This window comes from Micromonospora sp. NPDC092111, from assembly GCF_044755745.1.
In the GTDB taxonomy this organism is placed as follows: Bacteria; Actinomycetota; Actinomycetes; order Mycobacteriales; family Micromonosporaceae; genus Micromonospora.
The window spans coordinates 55,348-73,653 of sequence record NZ_JBIVRQ010000004.1; the positions used below are offsets into that span (position 1 = coordinate 55,348).

Consider the following 18,306-nt stretch of genomic DNA (forward strand, 5'->3'; position numbering starts at 1 on the left):
CACCCCGCCCGCCGACGTACCGCGGATCAGTCGTTCGACTTCTCGTCGCCGGGGGTCACCAGGACGACCTTGCGCCGGCGGGAGAGCACCAGCAGTGCCCCGCCCGCGAGCAGGACGGCACCACCGATGCCACCGATCAGCGTGGCCTGCACGCCGGTCACCGGCAGGCCACCGCCGCCACCGCCACCGTCGGTCGGGCTGGCGCTCACGGTCGGGCCGGCGCTCCCGGTCGGGGTCGCGGACGGGCTGGGCTCCCCGGTCGGGCTCGGGCTGGGGCTCGGCCCGGCGGTCAGGTCGACGAAGACGTCGAACATCGAGAGGTTGTCACCGTCGTCGGTCTCGGTGAAGGTCTTCCGCTGCGCCTTGTTGGGGACCTGCGGCTCCACCTCCGGCGAGCCCTCGGCCGCGTCCAGACCGGCGGCGAAGACGAAGCCGGGGGTGAGCACCTTCTCGGTGACGTCCGCGCCCACCTTCACCCGCACGTCGGCGGTGTAGAACTCGCCCGGCCGCAGCACCGCGCCGGTGTCCTCGCAGTACGCCTGCGCGAAGCCGCCCAGGTCCTGCTCCAGGCAGCCCTCCGGCAACTCGACGAAGCTCACGCCGGCCGGCAGGGAGATGCCGTACGCGATGCCGGTGGCCCGACGGCTACCCGCGTTGTAGATCGCCCAGTCCAGCGGGGCGGTCCCGCCCGGCTTGACGCCGGTGAGACCCGACTCGCCAACCTCGTCCCCGTCGACCACCACGTCCGCGTAGACGTCCTGCACCCAGGTGGTCAGGTCGTAACCGGGCTTGACGACGGTGATGAGGTGCTCCACGGTGTTGTTTTCGGGGTCCGGGTCGGCGGTGGCCGACCTGACGGTGACCACCAGCGTGCCCGCCTTGCCGCGCTTGCCGGTGGAGAAGAGCGGGATGCCGAACTCCTCGCTGGTGCCGCCGACGATGTCGTCGGTGGCGCCGCCCAGGTCGGACAGCGAGCAGGTGAAGGCGGTGCCGTCGACGTCGCAGCCGTCCGGCACGATGACGCCGACCTTGCCGTCCTTGAGGCCCTTGGTCTCGACGGTGATCGTCACGCCCTTGGCATCGGTGCTGCCGCGCAGGTTCTGCGCGGCGAACTTGAACGGCTTGGCCTTGGCCTCCTTGACCCCCTTGGCCAACTCTTTGCTGAGCGGGACCAGTTCGAGGTCCGCCTGGCCGGCGGCCTGCGCCGGAGCGGCCACGGTGGCCAGGCCACCGGCGGCGAGCAGGGCCACGGCGCCGAGGCGGGCCAGAACCGAACGGTGGAACAGAGTCATCGATCCCCCGGGGGGTTAGGGACTTCTGGGAACAGTGGGGCCGGTGTTGCGGACCGAGCGGACGTTATCGGAGGTCGACGCGGGTACGCCAGCCGTGACGTGCGATTTCCGGCCACCCGGAACCGAACGGATGAGGGGCGGGGGCGGGACGGTCACCCGTCCCGCCCCCGTTTTATATGAACGGCCCTCCCGGGCCGATGGAGGACGTGCCCCGGGCTTCCCGTCGCCCGGCGTCACCAGCGCCGTCCGGCGCCGCCGGACGGGTCCCCCCGAGGGAATCGGAGGTACGCCGGGCGCACGTTAGCGGTCCCCCGTCGACCCCGCCACCCCCCGCGCCGAACCGCTCCGACCTGCACTTCTGCGGCTCCCGCACGGGCCGCCCGGATTGCCGGGTCTTGTGGCGGCTGATCCCCGGCCGCCCTCCACCGAACGGCGGGCACGAATGCCGCCCCGGGCGGGCCGGGCGAACCCGTTCGGTCGGTCACCCGGAGCGGCCACCCCGGTCACGGTGGGTCGCCGTCCGCCACGACAGCGGGGCGACGCGGATCGGGGGGCGTCCGGCGTGGACACCCCCCGTCAGGCCGGACCCGGCGCGGGCCCGACTCCGGTCAGCGGGCCTCGACCAGCGGCAGCGAGCGGCCGGCGCCGCCACCGGGCAGGGCGATCGAGGAGAAGTGCGAGACCACCCGCTCGTCGGTCGGGTCGTCGGCGGGGGTGTGGTGCACCGCCAGCCGGCGGTAGAGGGTGTCTCGCTGGGCCGGGATCCGGTCGGCGGAGCGGATCATGCCGATCAGCTCGTGCAGGTTGGAGCGGTGCCGGGCGCCGGCCGAGGAGATGACGTTCTCCTCCAGCATGATCGAGCCCAGGTCGTCCACGCCCATGTGCAGGGCGAGCTGGCCGACGTCCTTGCCGGTGGTCAGCCAGGACGCCTGCAGGTGCGGCACGGTCTCGAAGAAGAGCCGGGCCACCGCGACCAGTCGCAGGTACTCCAGCGTGGTGGCCTGGGTGCGGCCCTTGAGGTGGTTGTTCTCCGGCTGGTACGTCCACGGGATGAACGCCCGGAACCCCCGGGTGCGGTCCTGCACGTCGCGGATCATCCGCAGGTGCTCGATCCGCTCGGCGTTGGTCTCGCCGGTGCCCATCATCATGGTCGCCGTGGACTCCAGGCCCTGCCCGTGCGCCAGCTCCATGACCTCCAGCCAGCGCGCGCCGGACTCCTTCAGCGGGGCGATCGCCCGACGCGGCCGGTCCGGCAGCATCTCGGCGCCGGCACCGGCGATCGAGTCCAGCCCGGCCACCTTGATCCGGGCGATGGCCTCGTCCAGGCTCACCCCGGAGACCTTCGCCATGTGCAGGATCTCGCTCGGCCCGATGGAGTGGATGGCGAGCTGCGGGTACGCCTTCTTGACCGAGGAGAACAGCTCCTCGTAGTACTCCACGCCGTAGTCCGGGTGGTGGCCGCCCTGGAGCATGACCTGGGTGGCGCCCAGCTCGACCGCCTCGCCGCAGCGGCGCAGGATCTCCTCGGTCGGGTGGGTCCAGCCCTCGGCGTGCTTGGGGGCCCGGTAGAACGCGCAGAACTTGCACGCCGTCACGCAGACGTTCGTGTAGTTGATGTTGCGATCGATCAGGTAGGTGACGATGTTGTCGGGGTAACGCCGCCGACGTACCGCGTCCGCCGCCTCGCCCAGCGCGTGGAAGGGCGCCTCGGTGTAGAGCAGCAGGGCCTCCTCGGGCGTGATCCGCCCGCCGTCCGCGCCGCGTTGCAGGATGTCGTCGATCTCCCGGCTCACCGTCACGCCTCCGAGCGTACGCCGGGCGCGCGCCTGCGCACCCGGGGGTGCGCCGAGCTGTGATTCGAGTCCCGCCAGGTCGGCAACGACCCGACGAGCGCGTGATCCGGCCGACCGGTCAGGCGTCGTAGTCGACCGTGAGGGTGTCGGTGGTCGGGCTGGACTGGCAGGTCAGCACGTATCCGGCGGCCACCTCGTCCGGCTCCAGCGCATAGTTGCGGGCCATCGTCACCTCGCCCGAGACGACCTTCGCCTTGCAGGTCGAGCAGACCCCGCCCTTGCAGGCGTACGGCAGTTCGCCGCGCACCTTCAGCGCCGCGTCCAGCACCCGCTCGTCCCGGCCCATGGTGAAGCGCGACGAGCGGCCGTCCAGCAGGATCGTCACCTCGGCGCCGACGCCCGGCTCGTCACCCGGGCGGCGTACCGGCTCCGGCGGCGCGTCGACGTGGAACAGCTCGCTGTGCACCGCCGACTCCGGCACGCCCCGGCCGGTCAGCACCGCCTTCGCGCCCACCACCATCCCGTACGGGCCGCAGAGGAACCACTCCTCGATGGCGTCGCCGGGCACGATGGTGCCCAGCAGCCGGCCCAGCCGGTCGGCGTCGATCCGGCCGGACAGCAGCGGCGACTCGCCCTGCTCGCGGGAGAGCACGTGCACCAGGTGCAGCCGGGTCGGGTGGCGGTCCTTCAGGTCGGCCAGCTCCTCGGCGAACATCACCGTGTTCGCCGTGCGGTTGCCGTACACCAGGGTGAAGGTGCTGGCCGGCTCGACGGCCAGCGCGGTCGTGATCAGCGCGAGCACCGGCGTGATCCCGGAACCGGCGACCACCGCGCCGTAGCGGCGGACCCGGTCCGGCGCGAACGCGGTGGTGAAGTGCCCCAGCGGGGGCAGCACCTCGACGGTGTCGCCGTGCCGCAGCGCCCCGCAGGCGAACGCGGAGAAGGCGCCGCCGGGGATCTCCCGCACCCCGATCCGCAGCCGGCCGTGCCGGACCAGGTCGTCGGGGGTCGAGCAGATCGAGTACGACCGCCGCACGTCCGTGCCGGTGGGCCCGGCTCCGCCGGGATGCCGGACGGTCAGGTGCTGGCCGGCGGAGAACGCGAAGGTGGCCCGCAGCTCCTCCGGCACCGCGAAGGTGATCGCCACGGCGTCGTCGGTGAGCCGGTCGACGGCGGTGACGGGGAGCGGGTGGAAGGCCGGCCGGCGACGGACCGGGCGGGTGATCGTGACAGTCACAGCGCCTTCAGGTGGTCGAAGGGTTCGGAGCAGGAGCGGCACCGCCGCAGCGACTTGCAGGCGGTGGAGCCGAACCGGCTGACCTGTTCGGTCTCCGGCGAGCCGCAGCGCGGGCAGCGGACGGTGAGGGTGAGCGGGACCACGGTGCCGGCCCGGGTCGGGGCCGGCGGGGCGATGCCGGCGGCGGCCAGCTTGGCGCGGCCACGGTCGGAGATCCAGTCGGTGCTCCAGGCCGGGGTGTAGACCGTGCGGACCTCGGCGTCGGGGTGCCCGGCGACCGCGAGGGCCCGCCGGATGTCGGCGCGGATCACGTCCATCGCCGGGCAGCCGGTGTAGGTGGGGGTGATGGTGACCACCACCCGGCCGGTGGCCGCGTCCTCGTCGACCGCCCGCAGGATGCCCAGCTCGTCGATGGTGATCACCCGGATCTCCGGGTCCACCACCGCCGACACGGCCGTCCAGGGATCGGTCACCGGGGCCGCCCTCCGGGCTCGACCGGGTGGCTCCTTCGCGCCGTGCCCGGCACGCTCACCACCGTGCCCCCGGATGGGCACGGTGCAACACCTGCATCTCGGCCAGCAGGAAGGACAGGTGCTCGGTGTGCACGCCGTCCCGACCGCCACCGGGCGTCCAGCCGGTCGCCGGCCGCTCCAGCGTCGCCTCGTCGAGCACGGCGGAGACGACGGCGTCGAAGTCGGTCCGCAGGGTCGCCGGGTCGACCGGCGCCGCCGGGTCCGCCGCCAACAGCTCGTGGTGGTACGGCCAGAGCTGGTCCACCGCGTCCTGGGCCCGGCGGTGCGACTCCTCGGTGCCGTCGCCGAGCCGCTTCACCCACAGCGCGCTGTGGTCCAGGTGGTACGCCGACTCCTTGCGGGTCTTGGCCCCGATCGCGGCGAGCCGCTCGTCGGCGCAGCCGGCCAGCGCGGTGTAGAGCGGGAGCTGGTACGCCGACAGCAGCAGCAGCTTCACCATGGTCACCGCGAAGTCGCCGTTGGGCAGCTCGACCAGGAGACAGTTGCGGAACTCCCGGTCGTCGCGCAGGTACGCCAGCGCGTCCTCGTCCCGGCCGGCGCCCTCCAGCTCGCCCGCGTACGACAGCAGCAGGCGGGCCGCGCCGAGCTGGTCGAGGGCGATGTTGGCCAGCGCGATGTCCTCCTCCATCTCGGGCGCGCGGGTGGCCCACTCGCCGAGCCGCTGCGCGGCGACCAGCGCGTCGTCGCCGAGGGAGAGGGTGAAGTCGAGGGGGCCGTTCACAGGTGGGCCACCCCGTCCGGCACGTCGTAGAAGGTGGGGTGACGGTAGACCTTGTCGGCGGCCGGGTCGAAGAAGGCGTCCTTCTCGTCGGGGCTGGACGCGGTGATCGCGCCCGCCGGCACCACCCAGATGGAGACGCCCTCCTGGCGGCGGGTGTAGAGGTCGCGGGCGTTGCGCAGGGCCAGCTCGGCGTCGGGGGCGTGCAGGCTGCCGACGTGGGTGTGCGACAGCCCGCGCCGGGCCCGGACGAAGACCTCCCACAGCGGCGAGGATTCCCTGGTCACGCGGCTACCTTCTCCTTCTTCTCGGCCCGCTTGGCGGCGTACGCCGTGGCGGCCTCGCGGACCCAGGCGCCGTCGGCGTGGGCGCGGCGGCGGTGTTCCATCCGCTGCCGGTTGCACGGCCCGTTGCCCTTGATCACCCGCATCAGCTCGTCGTAGTCGGGCTGGGTGAAGTCGTGCGCCTGGCGCTCGGCGTTCCAGCGCAGGTCGGGATCGGGGATGGTCAGCCCGAGGATCTCCGCCTGCTGCACGCACATGTCCACGAAACGCTGGCGCAGCTCGTCGTTGGAGAACCGCTTGATCTTCCAGGCCATCGACTGCTCGGAGTGGGTGGAGTCGCCGTCGGGCGGGCCGAACATCGCCAGCGACGGGTACCACCAGCGGTCGAGCGCGTCCTGGGCCATCGCCCGCTGGGCCGGGGTGCCGTGCGCCAGGGTGTGCAGGATCTCGTAGCCCTGCCGCTGGTGGAACGACTCCTCCTTGCAGACCCGGATCATCGCCCGCGCGTACGGCCCGTACGAGCAGCGGCAGAGCGGGACCTGGTTGACGATCGCCGCGCCATCCACCAGCCAGCCGATCGCACCGACGTCGGCCCAGGTCAGGGTGGGGTAGTTGAAGATCGAGCTGTACTTCTGCCGGCCGTCGAGCAGCAGCTCGACCAGCTCGTCCCGGCTGACGCCCAGGGTCTCGGCGGCGGCGTAGAGGTAGAGGCCGTGGCCGGCCTCGTCCTGCACCTTGGCCAGCAGGATCGCCTTGCGCTTGAGCGAGGGGGCCCGGCTGATCCAGTTCCCCTCCGGCTGCATCCCGATGATCTCCGAATGCGCGTGCTGGGCGATCTGCCGGACCAGCGTCCGGCGGTACGCCTCCGGCATCCAGTCCCGCGGTTCGATCTTCTGGTCGGCGTCGATCACGCCGGCGAAGTACGCCGCCGGATCCTCGCCGGGCGTCGGGCTGCCCCCGCGGGCGCGGGCCGCCGCCTCGCGCAGCGCCGCCTCGGCGGCCTCGACCTGACCGAGCAGGCCACCGTCGGGCGCGTCCTCCCCCGGGGCGAAGTCGTTGCCATACATGTGACCAAGTGTTACAGCTCGCCCCCAACGACACCAGAGGGTGTAACAGGATTTGAGAATCCCCTTCCGTTACCCGCCGGGAGCTCCCGGTCGACACCAGGACAGGCCACCGGCTATGACTTGCGTCACTGAGTAAAGATGAATGCCCCCAACAGGTGCATAACATGCTTTTATCCCGACTTCGCGGCAAGTTGCCGAGCGGCGGGTCCTGGCGCGTCGGTTGTCCGGACGTAGACTTCCCCGGTCACCACCGATCGGCTGCCGACGATCACCGCCAACCAAAGAGGCCACCATCCCCCGGCCTCGGCGATCGAGCCGACCCATTCGGAAACAGCCGGTCCCCCCGGCCCTGACATCTGGAGCTCACCCACTCATGCGATCTCGCGTGATCATGGTGCTCGCCGTCCTGGCGGTGCTGCTCGGCGTCGGCCTGCTGGTGCCGACCGCGTACGCGAAGCTGGCCGGCGACGACGGAGCCGGCGGCATCGGCGGCGGCGCGGCGGAGAAGGTCCCCACCCCCGCGCCCACCGAGCCCCCCGCGCCCACCCTCGCCGCCGCGCCGGTCTCGGTGAACTTCAAGGGCCAGTTCTTCGGCTGGGCCCTGCTGGACCGGAAGACCGGCGAGATCACCGGTTCGAAGAACATGGCGTCGACCAACTCGACCGAGTCGATGCTCAAGGCCTGGATCGTCTCCGACTACCTGCGCCAGCTCGGCGACAAGGCGCCGTCGGCGGAGCTGAAGAAGGCCGCGAGCCTGGCCATCCGGGACAGCGACGACGACGCGGCGAACAAGGTCTACCGGGCCGCGGGCGGGTCCTACCGGGTGCCGGCGGGCGGCCAGGCCGGCCCGGTGGTCCAGCGGGCCATCAAGATCTGCGGCCTCACCGACACCGAGCGCGGCAACGTGGCCGGCTACGAGGGCTGGTGGAGCTTCACCCGGATGTCCCCCCAGGACGCCGTGCGGCTCGGCGACTGCATCGCCGACGGCAAGGCGGCCGGCCCCGTCTGGACCACGTGGGTGCTGGACGAGATGGCCAAGGTACGCGGCAGCGTGAGTCAGCAGCAGGCCCGCTCAGGTGGCGGCAAGTGGGGCATCGTCGACGGCCTGCCGGCCGAGATCAAGGCGCAGGGCCCGGTCAGCGTCAAGAACGGCTGGACCCAGCTCAGCTACGACGGCAACTGGCACGTCAACTGCCTCGCCGTCACCGACAAGTGGAGCCTCGCGGTGATGTTGCGCTACCCGGCGGGCCAGCCGCTGTCGTACGGCGCGAAGGTCTGCGCCAGTGTCACCACCCAACTGGTCACCCCGCAGCCCGGCGCGGCGCTCAAGGTGCCGCAGCAGCCGGTCGGGAAGCTCTGATGGCCGGCAACCGGCGGGCCGACCGCACCGGCCGCCGGGACAACCAGCCCCTGAAGCTCGCCGCCTTCGCCGCGGTCATGATCGGCCTGGTGCTGGTGTCACTGCGGCTGCTACCCGGCTCTCCGCTGGAGTCCGCCGCCGCCTCGCACTGGGGCGACCCGTCCACGCCGGAGCGCTCCACCGAGTCGCCGACCGACCGCAGCAGCCGCCCGACCTCGTCGCCCACACCGACGCCGTCGCTGGACCCGCTGCCCTTCGCGGACAAGGACCTCGACCTCGACATCAAGGGCTGGTACGCCTGGAGCGTCCTGGACAAGCGGACCGGCGAGATCATCGGCTCGGACAACATGGCCGAGACCAGCACCACCGCCTCACTGATCAAGTCGTGGATCGTCGCCGACTACCTGCGGCGGACCGCCGACGCCGGACAGACCCCGAGCGACGCCAAGCTCGCCGACGCCACCCGGATCATCCGGGACAGCGACAACACCCGGGCCGAGCAGTTCTACAACACCGTCGGCCGGTCCGCGTCGATCAAGCGACTGATCTCGATCTGCGAGCTGACCGACAGCAGCGCCGCCGCCGACGGCGGCTGGAGCCGGACCAACCTCTCCCCCCGGGACACCGCCCGGCTCGGCGCGTGCATCGCCGACGGCCGGGCGGCCGGCCCGAAGTGGACCAAGTGGCTGCTCAACGAGATGAAGCTGGTTCGTGGCGCGGGTGACTTCGGCATCCGCAAGGCGTTCCCGGCCGCCGAGCAGAAGACCATCGCCATCAAGAACGGCTGGATCGACCGGACCAGGGAGCAGGAGATGCACATCAACTGCCTGGCCATCGGCGACACCTGGACGATGGGCGTGATGGTCCGCTACCCGATCAACCTGGGCTACGACTACGGCATGAAGAACTGCCAGAAGATCACCGAGGCGCTGCTCCGCGACGGCACCTGAGCCGCCCTGATCAACCCCGTTTCGCCGATGTGGCGGTGTTCCCGGCCCCGGGACACCGCCACATCGCCGTACCGGCGAGCGGCTCAGCCGGCGGAGCGGCGACCGGCCCAGCCGGCGGAGCGGCGACCGGCCCAGCCGGCGGAGCGGCGACCGGCTCAGCCGGCGAAGAAGGCCGGGCCGTCGGCGGGCAGGGCAGGCACCTCGCCGACGGCGGCGGCCCGGCGGGCGAACTCCCGCAGCCCGGCGACCTGCCGTTCACCCAACGAGAAGTCGAGGGTACGGAAGTAGGTGGCGAGGGTCGCCGCGTCGAACGGCTCCCAGCGGGCCGCCGCCTCGGCCACCTGGTCCAGCTCGGCCAGGCACAGGTCACGGGAGCGCAGGAACGCCTCGTGCACCTCCTTGACCATGCCGGGATGGGCGGCGGCGAAGTCGCGGCGCACCGCCCAGACGGCGAAGACCATCGGCAGGCCGGTCCACTCCCGCCACGCCTGACCGAGGTCGGTCACCTCCAGGCCACGACGGGGCGCCTCGTAGAGCGCGCGCAGCGCGACGTCGCCGATGAGCACCCCGGCGTCGGCCTCCAGCAGCATCTGGGTCAGCTCGGGCGGGCAGCGGAAGTAGTCGGGGTGGACCCCGTACCGCTCGCCGAGCAGCAACCGGGCGAGGAGCACGCCGGTCCGCGAGGTGGAGCCGAGGGCGACCCGGCCGCCGTCCAGTTCGGCGAGCGGTTTGGTGGAGACCACGTTGACCGAGAGCACCGGCCCGTCGCTGCCCACCGCGAGGTCGGGCAGGAGCAGCAGCTCGTCGGCGTGCCGCAGGTACTCCACGTGCGAGATCGGACCGATGTCCAGGTCACCGGCGACCAGCGCGGCGCTGAGCCGGTCCGGGGAGTCCTTGTGCAGGTCGACGTCGAGCAGCGCGCCGGAGCGCATCAGCCCCCAGTAGATCGGCAGGCAGTTGAGGAACTGGATGTGCCCGACCCGGGGACGTGCCACGCGCTCAGCCATGACCCGACCGTATCCCCGCCCACCGGAGCCGGCTCACCGGGACGGCCGTGAAGTGGCCAACCCCGCACCGGCCGGCGGATCGGCCGGCCCGACGCTGCCGGCCATGGTCGATCCGCCGCGCTCGGCCGGCACCGTCCCGGCCGGCGGTTCGGCCGGCTCGGCCACCGCCGGCTCGGCCACCGCCGGCCCGGCCACCGCCCGCTCGGCCACCGCCGGCTCGGCCACCGCCGGCTCGGCCACCGCCGGCTCGGCCACCGCCGGCTCGGTTGATGGCGCGGGGTCAGCGGCGGTCGTCCGGTCCGCGTCGGTGGCGACGCGGCGCGAGCGGCGGACCGCCCGGGTGACCACCGGGACGAACGCCAGCACCACCAGCAGCCCGGCGACGCCGGCCGCGGCGATCAGCGGTCGCGGTGGCAGCACCGCCAGCAGCGCGCCGCCGAGCAGGTAGCCGGCCATCGAGCCGCCCTGCACGGCCGCGCCGATCAGGGCGTACGCCCGGGCGCGCAGCGCCTCCGGCACCCGCCGGGCGGTCAGCACGTTGATGAAGACGTTGTCGCCGCCGTTGGCCGCGCCGCCGACCAGCCAGAGCGGCACCAGCAGCGCCGCCGCCGGCACGGTGGCGGCGAGGACCACCACCAGGCTGCACCCGCCGAGGCTGGCGAGCACCCCGTAGACCAGGCCGCCGTCGTCGGTGAGCCGGCGGGCCACCCGGGCGGCCAGCCAGCTACCGGGCAGCATGCCGGCCATCCAGGCGGCGCCGACCAGCCCGTAGACGGTGGCCGAGGAGTCCAGGGTCTCCCGGATGAAGAAGACCTCGACCACGTTGATGCCACCGATCGCGGTGATCACCGCCGCCGTGCTGACCACCATGGCCAGCATCAGCGGGTCGGCACGCAGTCGCCAGGCCGGCGCGGGGTCCGCGGTGGCGCTCGGGGTGGCGACCCGGCGGCCACCCCGCCGGGTCCGCAGCAGCAGGCCGGCGCCGACCAGCGCCAGGTAGCTGACGGCGTCCAGGAGCAGCGGTACCCGGGTGCCGAACTCCCCGACGAGTAGCCCGGCGAGCACCGGCCCGGCGAGGGCGCCGAGCGAGACGGCGGTCTGGCTGACGGCGCTGGCCCGGGGCAGGTCGCCGGGGCGGACCATCGCCGGCAGCAGCGCCGCCAGGCAGGGCTGGGTGACGGCGAGCCCGCAGGCGAGCAGGGCGACCAGCCCGATGACGGCCACCGGCCGGTCGGCGAAGGCGAGCAGGACGCAGATCACGGCCTGCCCCAGCCCGACGGTGACCAGCAGGGTACGGCTGTCGACCCGGTCGGCGAGGCGACCGGCGAGCGGGGCGAACAGCACCAGCGGCAGGGTGGCCGCCAGCAGCAGCCCGGACACGGCCAGGCCACCGGCCCCGGCGGCCTGGAGAGCCAACGCCAGGGCGGTGGCGGCGAGGAAGTCCCCGCAGATGGTGGTGCCGCGTGCGGCGGCGGTGAGCCAGACGTCGGACCAGCGCGAACCGTCAGTCGTGAAGGACATACTTCGAAAGTAATGCTTCACAACTGATCGAATCAACCCCTGTCCTAGAGCGGCACCACCTTGTACTGCGCTGCCACGGCCCGCGCCCCGGCCGGCGGATCCGACAGCCGGTTCCGCTGCCGGTACGGCTCGAACAACGCGATCACCGTCTCGTTGAGTTCGGCCAACTCCTCGGCGGTGAGCAGCAGCAACGAGTCGCTGAACAGGGCGACGTCGTACCACTCGGGCGGCTCGCCGGCGGCCCGCCGCAGCCAGTCCCGGGTACGCTCCGCGTCCCGGACGGCGTGCGCCTCCACCAGCGCCTGCTCGGCCGCGCGAGCGTCCGGCCCGGCGTCCTGGCCGGCCTCGACCATCCAGCTCTGGCTGAACGTGCGCCACACCCGCTCCCGCGCGTCGCCCCGGCTCGGGGCCTGCTCGACCAGCCCGAACCTTGCCAACGCCCGCAGGTGGTAGCTGGTCGCGCTCGGCGAGAGCCCGACGATCTCCGCGCACTCGGTGGCCGTCCCACCGCCCTCGCGGGTGCTCAGGTATTCCATGATCGCGATCCGGGCCGGATGGGCCAGCGCGCGCATCACCTGCGGGTCGCTGATCGTCAACCGGCGCGGATCGGGGCGTGCCTCGGTCATGGCCCCATGATCCCGCCCACCGGTCGCCCCGGCCAGCGGCCGGGCCGTCCGACCGGGGTGGCCGAGGGGTCGGGACCAGGGCCGGAGCGCCGGAAAACCGGTTTGCCCGCCGGGACGCCGGCAGTAGACTGCCCTGTCCCGCCCGACGGCCGAGGTGTGTAGCACCGCAGCGGACGTCCCCGCGCCGACCGACGGTCGGAAACGCGAGCGGCAGCGTTGTTCCCCGTGGCGAGGAGTACGTGGATGACCCTGCACGCCCCAGCACAGTCCCTGGACGACGAGCTCGCCGTCGAGCGTGCCCACCTGGACAGCTCCCGACTCGCCCTGCGCCGGATGCGGGAGCGCGCCGAGGCGCTCTTCGCCACCGGCGACAAGGTCGCCGGTGACGCCTACACCGCCGAACAGCTCGGCCGGCACATGGCCCGGCGGGTGGTCGAGCTGGCCGACGACCCGACCACCCCGCTCTTCTTCGGCCGGCTCGACTTCGGCCCCGCCGACCCGGAGCACGCCGGGCGGGAGTACCACGTCGGCCGGCGACACGTCACCGACGAACTCGGCGAGCCGCTGGTGCTGGACTGGCGGGCCCCGGTGTCCCGCTCGTTCTACCGGGCCAGCGCCCGCGACCCGCAGGGCGTCGCCGTGCGGCGACGGTTCGGGTTCAGCGCCGGGGCGCTGACCAGCTTCGAGGACGAGCGCCTGGACCGGGGCGAGGAGCTGGGCACGACCAGCCGGATCCTCACCGCCGAGATCGAGCGGCCCCGCGTCGGGCCGATGCGGGACATCGTCGCCACCATCCAGCCCGAGCAGGACGAGCTGGTCCGGGCCGACCTGGCCGACTCGATCTGCGTACAGGGCGCGCCGGGCACCGGCAAGACGGCCGTCGGCCTGCACCGCGCCGCGTACCTGCTCTATCTGCACCGGGAGCGGCTGCGCCGGGCGGGTGTGCTGATCGTCGGGCCGAACCGGGCGTTCCTGTCGTACATCGCGGCGGTGCTGCCGGCGCTCGGCGAGGTCGAGGTCGCCCAGGCCACCGTGGAGGACCTGGTCGTCCGGGTGCCGGTGCGGGCGGTCGAGGACCCGGCGGTGGCCACCCTCAAGCACGACGTCCGGATGGCCGAGGTGCTGCGCCGCGCGGTCGACGCGCACGTCGGCACGCCCACCGAGCCGATCATGGTGTCGGACGGCTCGTTCCGCTGGCGGATCGGCCTGGACCCGCTGCACCGGCTGGTCGAGGAGACCCGCCGGGAGGGCCTGCCGTACGCCACCGGGCGCGAGCGGATCCGGGCCCGGGTGGTCGGGCTGCTGCAACGCCAGGCCGAGGCCCGCCGGGCCGAGTCGCCCGGGGACGCCTGGCTGCGCCGGATGGGCCGGGCCCGACCGGTGACCACCCTGCTGGACGCGGTCTGGCCCGCGCTCACCCCGGACGGGCTGGTGCACACGCTGCTCGGCGACCCGGCCGCGCTCGCCGCCGCCGCCGACGGCCTGCTCACCCCCGAGGAGCAGGCCCTGCTGCGCGGCGGCACGACGGCGACCGGCACCAGGCTGGGCCGCACCCCCAGGGCGACCCGGTGGACCGCCGCCGACGCGGTGCTGATCGACGAGGCGGCCGGCCTGATCGAGCGGCCGGCCGGCTTCGGGCACGTGGTGGTCGACGAGGCGCAGGACCTCTCCCCGATGCAGTGCCGGGCCGTCGCCCGGCGCAGCGAACACGGCTCGATCACCCTCCTCGGCGACCTGGCCCAGGGGACCGCGCCGTGGGCCGCCACCGACTGGCGGGAGTCCCTGGCCCACCTGGGCAAGCCGGACGCGGTGGTGGTGCCGCTGAGCGTCGGCTTCCGGGTGCCCGCCGTGGTGGTCGCGTTCGCCAACCGGCTGCTGCCGGCGCTCGCCGTCGACGTACCCCCGGCGGAGTCACTGCGGCGCGACGGCGCGCTCGACGTACGTCCGGTGACCGACCTGGTGGCGGCGACGGTGGCCGAGGTGCGGGCGGCGCTCGGGCACGACGGCTCGGTCGGCGTGATCGCCGCCGACGACGCGGTGGACGGGCTCCGCGAGGCGCTGGCCGCCGCCGGTGTCGACACCGCGACGGCCGACGACGTGGCGGCCGGGGCGCGGGTCACCGTGGTACCCGCCACCCTGGTCAAGGGCCTGGAGTACGACCACGTGGTGGTCGTCGAGCCGGCCGCGATCGTGGCCGCCGAGCCGCGTGGCCTGCACCGCCTCTACGTGGTGCTGACCCGGGCGGTCTCCCGGCTGTCCGTGCTGCACACCGCGCCACTGCCCGCACCGCTGGCCGAGGCCCCGACGACCTGACCCGGGCGCGACCCGGCGGGACGCCGGCAGCGGGCGGTACGGAGGGACCGTCCCGGGCGCTGCCGGCACCGGCGCGCACCGCCCTCGACTTTGTGTTTTAAAGTAGTTTGCATGACCGTCGAGGACGACGACCCCGCCCCGCTGGACGCCGCCAGCGCGATGCGGCTGATCCACGAACAGCGGGCGACCACCACCCGGCACCTGGAACCCGACCCCCGGCTGCACTACTGGCCCTGGGGGGTCGCCTGGCTGGTCGGCTTCGGGCTGTACTTCCTGCGCTTCTCCCCGGACGGCCGGACGCTGGTCGCCATGCCGCAGTGGCTGCCACTCACCGCGCTCTTCGTGCTGCTCGGCGGCGCGGCGGCGGTCTTCGCGGTGGGCAGCGCCCGCGCCTGGCGGCACGTCACCGGCGACTCGGCCCGGCGCGGAAGCTGGTACGGCACGGCCTGGGGACTCGGCTTCCTCAGCCTGTTCGCGGTCGCCGGCCGGGTCTCCGGCAGTCTCCCCGACGACCTCGCCGGGCTGCTCTGGTCGGCGCTCTCCGTCGCGCTGACCGGCGCCCTGCACCTGGCCGGCGGGGCGATCTGGCTCGACCGCACCCTGTTCCGGCTCGGCGTCTGGCTCACCGCGGTCAACATCGCCGGAGTGCTCGCCGGCCCCGGCTGGCACGCCCTGGTGGTCTCGGTGGCCGGTGGCGGCGGGATGCTGCTCGCCGGGGAGATCGCCCGGCTCCACCGGCGGGACCGCGGATGAGCGAGCTGGACCCGGTCATCCACGCCCAGGCCCGGCTGCGGGTGGTGGTCACCCTCGCCACCCTCGGCGACGGCGACCGGATCACCTTCCCCCGCCTCCAGGAACTGCTCGCGATGACCGCCGGCAACCTCTCCGTGCACCTGCGCAAGCTGGCGGACGCCGGCTACGTCGAGATCGACAAGACCCACCGCGGACGTACCCCGGCCACCCTGGTCCGGCTCAGCCGGCGCGGCCGGCGGGCGTTCGAGGAGTACACCGAGAACATCCGCAGCCTGCTCGACCCCGCCGACCCCAGGGAGACCCGATGATCCTCGCCCGCGCCGACCAGGCCACCCGCCGGTACGGCGACGTCCTCGCCCTCGACCGGGTCGACCTCACCGTCGGCACCGGCGAACTGGTCGGCCTGCTCGGGCCGAACGGCGCCGGCAAGAGCACCCTGATCAACCTGCTGGTCGGGCTGCGCCGGCCGACCGCCGGCCGGGTCGAGCTGTTCGGCGGCGACCCGCGCGAGCCGGCGTCCCGGCGACAGCTCGGGGTCACCCCGCAGGAGACCGGCCTGCCCGGCACGCTCCGGGTCGGCGAGGTGGTCGACTTCGTCTCCGCGCACTTCCCCGACCCGGTGCCCCGGGCCGAACTGCTCGACCGGTTCGGCCTCACCGACCAGGCCCGACGGCAGACCGGCGGGCTCTCCGGCGGCCAGCGTCGCCGGCTCGCCGTCGCCCTCGCCTTCGTCGGCCGGCCCCGGCTGGTCGTCCTGGACGAGCCCACCACCGGCCTGGACGTCGAAGCCCGGCACACCCTCTGGGAGGCGGTCCGGTCGTTCCACGCCGACGGCGGGACGGTCCTGCTGAGCAGCCACTACCTGGAGGAGGTGGAGGCCCTGGCGCAGCGGGTGGTGGTGATCGGGCAGGGCCGGGTGCTCGCCGACGACACCGTCGACGCGGTACGCGGCATCGTCGGGGTCCGCCGGGTCAGCCTGGTCGCCGCCGACCTGCCCGAACTGCCCGGGGTGGTCGCCACCGAGCACACCGACGGGCGCACCCACCTGCTCACCACCGACGCCGACCAGCTCGTCCGTGACCTGGTCACCGCCGGGGTGGCGTTCCGCGAGCTGGAGGTCCGCCCCACCTCGCTGGAGGAGGCGTTCCTCGCCATCACCGGGAACGGCCCCACCGCCGTACCACCCGTCACCGCCGCCGTCGGCGGCAAGCCCACCGCCTGAGGAGTCGACGCCGTGCCGCTCGCCCTGGTCCACGCCCGCTACCAGCTACTGGAGATCGTCCGGATCCCGGTCGCCGTGGTGGGCAGCGCCTTCTTCCCCGCCGCCGCGATGCTCTTCTTCGTCGTCCCGTTCGCCGGGGACGACCCCACCGGCGCCACCTACGCCACCGCCGCCATGGTCACCTTCGCGGTGATGAGCGCCAACATCTTCCAGTACGGCGTCGGCGTCGCCGAGGACCGCGACCAGCCGTGGAACCCGTACACCCGGACCCTGCCGGCCGGGCCGGGTCCACGCCTGGCCGGGCGGATCCTGGCCGGGCTGGTGCTGACGTACCTGTCGATGCTGCCGGTGGTGGTGATCGCCGCGGTCGCCACCGCGGCCCGGGTCACCCTGGCCGGGTTCCTGCTCGGCGCGGTCACCGTGGCCGTGGTGTCGGTGCCGTTCACCCTGCTGGGCCTCGCCATCGGCTACTCGCTGCCGAGCAAGGCGGCGATCGTGGTGGCGCAGGTCCTCTTCTTCCCGCTCGCCTTCGGCGGCGGACTGCTCTCCGGCCCGGACGACGCGCCCGGCTTCATCAAGGTGGTCGCCCCGTTCCTGCCCACCCGGGGCGCGGTCGAGCTGATGTGGGCGGCGGTCACCGACTGGTCGCCCGACCCGCTCGCCCTGACCATGCTCGGCGTCTGGATCGTGCTGCTGGCAACCGTCGCGGCGTGGGCGTACCGGCGGGACGAGGGCCGCCGGTTCAGCTGACCTTTCGCCCGGTTCCGCCCCGGCGACCGGGGGGACGGTGCCACGATGCCGGCAGGGCGTCCCACCGGTACGCCCCGGAGCCGAGAGGGGTCAACGTGAGCACCGTCCCGGCCGGCACGCCCTGCTGGACCGACCTGGCGACACCCGACCTGGCGGCTGCCCGACGGTTCTACCCGGAGCTGTTCGGCTGGACCGGCCGGGTCGCGCCGCAACCCGAGGCGGCCGGCTACACGACGTTCCTCAAGGACGGCCGGCCGGTGGCGGGCGCCGGTCCACCGGCCGCCCCCGACCAGGTGCCGATCTGGTCGACGTACGTGGCGACCGACGACGCCGACCTGGCCGCCACCCGGGTCGAGGCGGCCGGCGGGCAGGTGCTGGTCGCCCCGTTCGACGTCCTCGACCAGGGCCGGATGGGGGTCTTCGCCGATCCGGCCGGCGCGGTGTTCAGCGTCTGGCAGTCGATGCGGATGCCCGGGGCGGAGCTGTTCAACGCCCCCGGGGCGATGTGCTGGAACGAGCTGGTCAGCCCGGACCCGGAGGGCGCGAAGGTCTTCTACGAGCTGGTCTTCGGCTGGCACCCGGAGGAACAGCCGACGGCCGGGTACGGCTACACCGGCTGGCGCTGCGGGGCGCGCATCGTGGCCGGAATGATGCCGCCGCTCGGCGACGGCCTGCCGGCCGACATGCCCGCCTACTGGTCGGTGTACTTCGCGGTCGACGACGCCGACGCCACCGCCGCCCGCGCCACCACCCTCGGCGGCACCATCCTCACCCCGCCCCGCGACACCCCCCAGGGCCGCCTCACCGCCCTCCGCGACCCCGACGGTGCCCTCTTCACCGTCATCGCCCTCGCCCCCTGATACCGGCGAGATGGCGCGGG

The 18,306-nt window shown here is 73.6% G+C and carries 18 protein-coding genes; 8 read left to right on the forward strand and 10 right to left on the reverse strand.

Annotation, left to right across the window (positions count from 1 at the left end; genetic code table 11):
- Positions 1 to 26: 26 nt before the first annotated feature.
- From ACIQG9_RS10835 to paaA, 7 genes are all read right to left on the reverse strand, one after another.
- Positions 27 to 1,292 (reverse strand): LPXTG cell wall anchor domain-containing protein, encoded by a 1,266-nt coding sequence (locus ACIQG9_RS10835; RefSeq protein WP_400400225.1) that lies wholly within the window; start codon positions 1,290 to 1,292, stop codon positions 27 to 29.
- 608 nt (positions 1,293 to 1,900) lie between these two features.
- Entirely contained in the window at positions 1,901 to 3,091 is a 1,191-nt protein-coding gene (gene mqnC, locus ACIQG9_RS10840; protein WP_400400227.1) for a cyclic dehypoxanthinyl futalosine synthase, read from the reverse strand.
- Positions 3,092 to 3,203: 112 nt separating this feature from the next.
- Positions 3,204 to 4,322, reverse strand: coding sequence for a 1,2-phenylacetyl-CoA epoxidase subunit PaaE (gene paaE, locus ACIQG9_RS10845; protein ID WP_400400229.1), 1,119 nt, complete (start codon positions 4,320 to 4,322; stop codon positions 3,204 to 3,206).
- Positions 4,319 to 4,795 (reverse strand): 1,2-phenylacetyl-CoA epoxidase subunit PaaD, encoded by a 477-nt coding sequence (gene paaD, locus ACIQG9_RS10850; protein WP_400400231.1) that lies wholly within the window; start codon positions 4,793 to 4,795, stop codon positions 4,319 to 4,321. The genes paaE and paaD overlap by 4 nt, the downstream gene beginning before the upstream one ends.
- A gap of 55 nt (positions 4,796 to 4,850) precedes the next feature.
- Positions 4,851 to 5,576, reverse strand: coding sequence for a 1,2-phenylacetyl-CoA epoxidase subunit PaaC (gene paaC / locus ACIQG9_RS10855; RefSeq protein WP_400400233.1), 726 nt, complete (start codon positions 5,574 to 5,576; stop codon positions 4,851 to 4,853).
- Positions 5,573 to 5,860 carry a 1,2-phenylacetyl-CoA epoxidase subunit PaaB gene (paaB, locus tag ACIQG9_RS10860; protein ID WP_400400235.1) on the reverse strand — a complete coding sequence of 96 codons (288 nt, stop codon included), beginning with the start codon at positions 5,858 to 5,860 and terminating at the stop codon, positions 5,573 to 5,575. The genes paaC and paaB overlap by 4 nt, the downstream gene beginning before the upstream one ends.
- A complete protein-coding gene (paaA, locus tag ACIQG9_RS10865; protein WP_400400237.1) occupies positions 5,857 to 6,924 on the reverse strand; it encodes a 1,2-phenylacetyl-CoA epoxidase subunit PaaA in 1,068 nt (355 codons plus the stop codon). Before paaA ends, paaB begins: the two co-directional genes overlap by 4 nt.
- A gap of 373 nt (positions 6,925 to 7,297) precedes the next feature.
- On the opposite strand from paaA, the gene ACIQG9_RS10870 reads away from it, so the two are divergent.
- Together ACIQG9_RS10870 and ACIQG9_RS10875 are read left to right on the forward strand one after the other, a co-directional pair.
- A complete protein-coding gene (locus ACIQG9_RS10870) occupies positions 7,298 to 8,284 on the forward strand; it encodes a hypothetical protein (RefSeq protein ID WP_400400239.1) in 987 nt (328 codons plus the stop codon).
- Positions 8,284 to 9,234, forward strand: coding sequence for a hypothetical protein (locus ACIQG9_RS10875; RefSeq protein ID WP_400400241.1), 951 nt, complete (start codon positions 8,284 to 8,286; stop codon positions 9,232 to 9,234). The genes ACIQG9_RS10870 and ACIQG9_RS10875 overlap by 1 nt, the downstream gene beginning before the upstream one ends.
- A 155-nt stretch (positions 9,235 to 9,389) precedes the next feature.
- Here the strand turns inward: ACIQG9_RS10875 and ACIQG9_RS10880 are convergent, their stop codons facing one another.
- Genes ACIQG9_RS10880 through ACIQG9_RS10890 form a run of 3 tightly spaced genes read right to left on the reverse strand, consistent with a single transcriptional unit; the run spans position 9,390 to position 12,388 of the window.
- Positions 9,390 to 10,241, reverse strand: coding sequence for a menaquinone biosynthetic enzyme MqnA/MqnD family protein (locus ACIQG9_RS10880; protein WP_400400243.1), 852 nt, complete (start codon positions 10,239 to 10,241; stop codon positions 9,390 to 9,392).
- Between the two features lie 33 nt (positions 10,242 to 10,274).
- The gene (locus tag ACIQG9_RS10885; protein ID WP_400400245.1) at positions 10,275 to 11,762 is read right to left on the reverse strand and encodes an MFS transporter; all 1,488 of its coding nucleotides are present in this window, start codon (positions 11,760 to 11,762) and stop codon (positions 10,275 to 10,277) included.
- A gap of 44 nt (positions 11,763 to 11,806) precedes the next feature.
- The gene (locus ACIQG9_RS10890) at positions 11,807 to 12,388 is read right to left on the reverse strand and encodes an ArsR/SmtB family transcription factor (RefSeq protein WP_400400247.1); all 582 of its coding nucleotides are present in this window, start codon (positions 12,386 to 12,388) and stop codon (positions 11,807 to 11,809) included.
- A 243-nt stretch (positions 12,389 to 12,631) separates the two neighbouring features.
- On the opposite strand from ACIQG9_RS10890, the gene ACIQG9_RS10895 reads away from it, so the two are divergent.
- The 6 genes from ACIQG9_RS10895 (at position 12,632) to ACIQG9_RS10920 (ending at position 18,286) form a co-directional block, all read left to right on the forward strand.
- Positions 12,632 to 14,701 carry a HelD family protein gene (locus ACIQG9_RS10895; RefSeq protein WP_400400248.1) on the forward strand — a complete coding sequence of 690 codons (2,070 nt, stop codon included), beginning with the start codon at positions 12,632 to 12,634 and terminating at the stop codon, positions 14,699 to 14,701.
- A gap of 111 nt (positions 14,702 to 14,812) precedes the next feature.
- Positions 14,813 to 15,454: a transporter gene (locus tag ACIQG9_RS10900; RefSeq protein WP_400400249.1), complete on the forward strand. Its 642-nt coding sequence runs from the start codon at positions 14,813 to 14,815 to the stop codon at positions 15,452 to 15,454.
- Complete coding sequence (locus ACIQG9_RS10905; RefSeq protein ID WP_400400250.1) at positions 15,451 to 15,762, forward strand: transcriptional regulator; 312 nt, start codon at positions 15,451 to 15,453, stop codon at positions 15,760 to 15,762. The genes ACIQG9_RS10900 and ACIQG9_RS10905 overlap by 4 nt, the downstream gene beginning before the upstream one ends.
- On the forward strand, positions 15,759 to 16,676 hold the full coding sequence (locus ACIQG9_RS10910; RefSeq protein ID WP_400400251.1) for an ABC transporter ATP-binding protein: 918 nt from the start codon (positions 15,759 to 15,761) through the stop codon (positions 16,674 to 16,676). Before ACIQG9_RS10905 ends, ACIQG9_RS10910 begins: the two co-directional genes overlap by 4 nt.
- 12 nt (positions 16,677 to 16,688) lie before the next feature.
- A complete protein-coding gene (locus tag ACIQG9_RS10915; protein WP_400400253.1) occupies positions 16,689 to 17,426 on the forward strand; it encodes an ABC transporter permease in 738 nt (245 codons plus the stop codon).
- Between the two features lie 95 nt (positions 17,427 to 17,521).
- Positions 17,522 to 18,286: a VOC family protein gene (locus ACIQG9_RS10920; protein WP_400400255.1), complete on the forward strand. Its 765-nt coding sequence runs from the start codon at positions 17,522 to 17,524 to the stop codon at positions 18,284 to 18,286.
- Positions 18,287 to 18,306 lie beyond the last annotated feature (20 nt).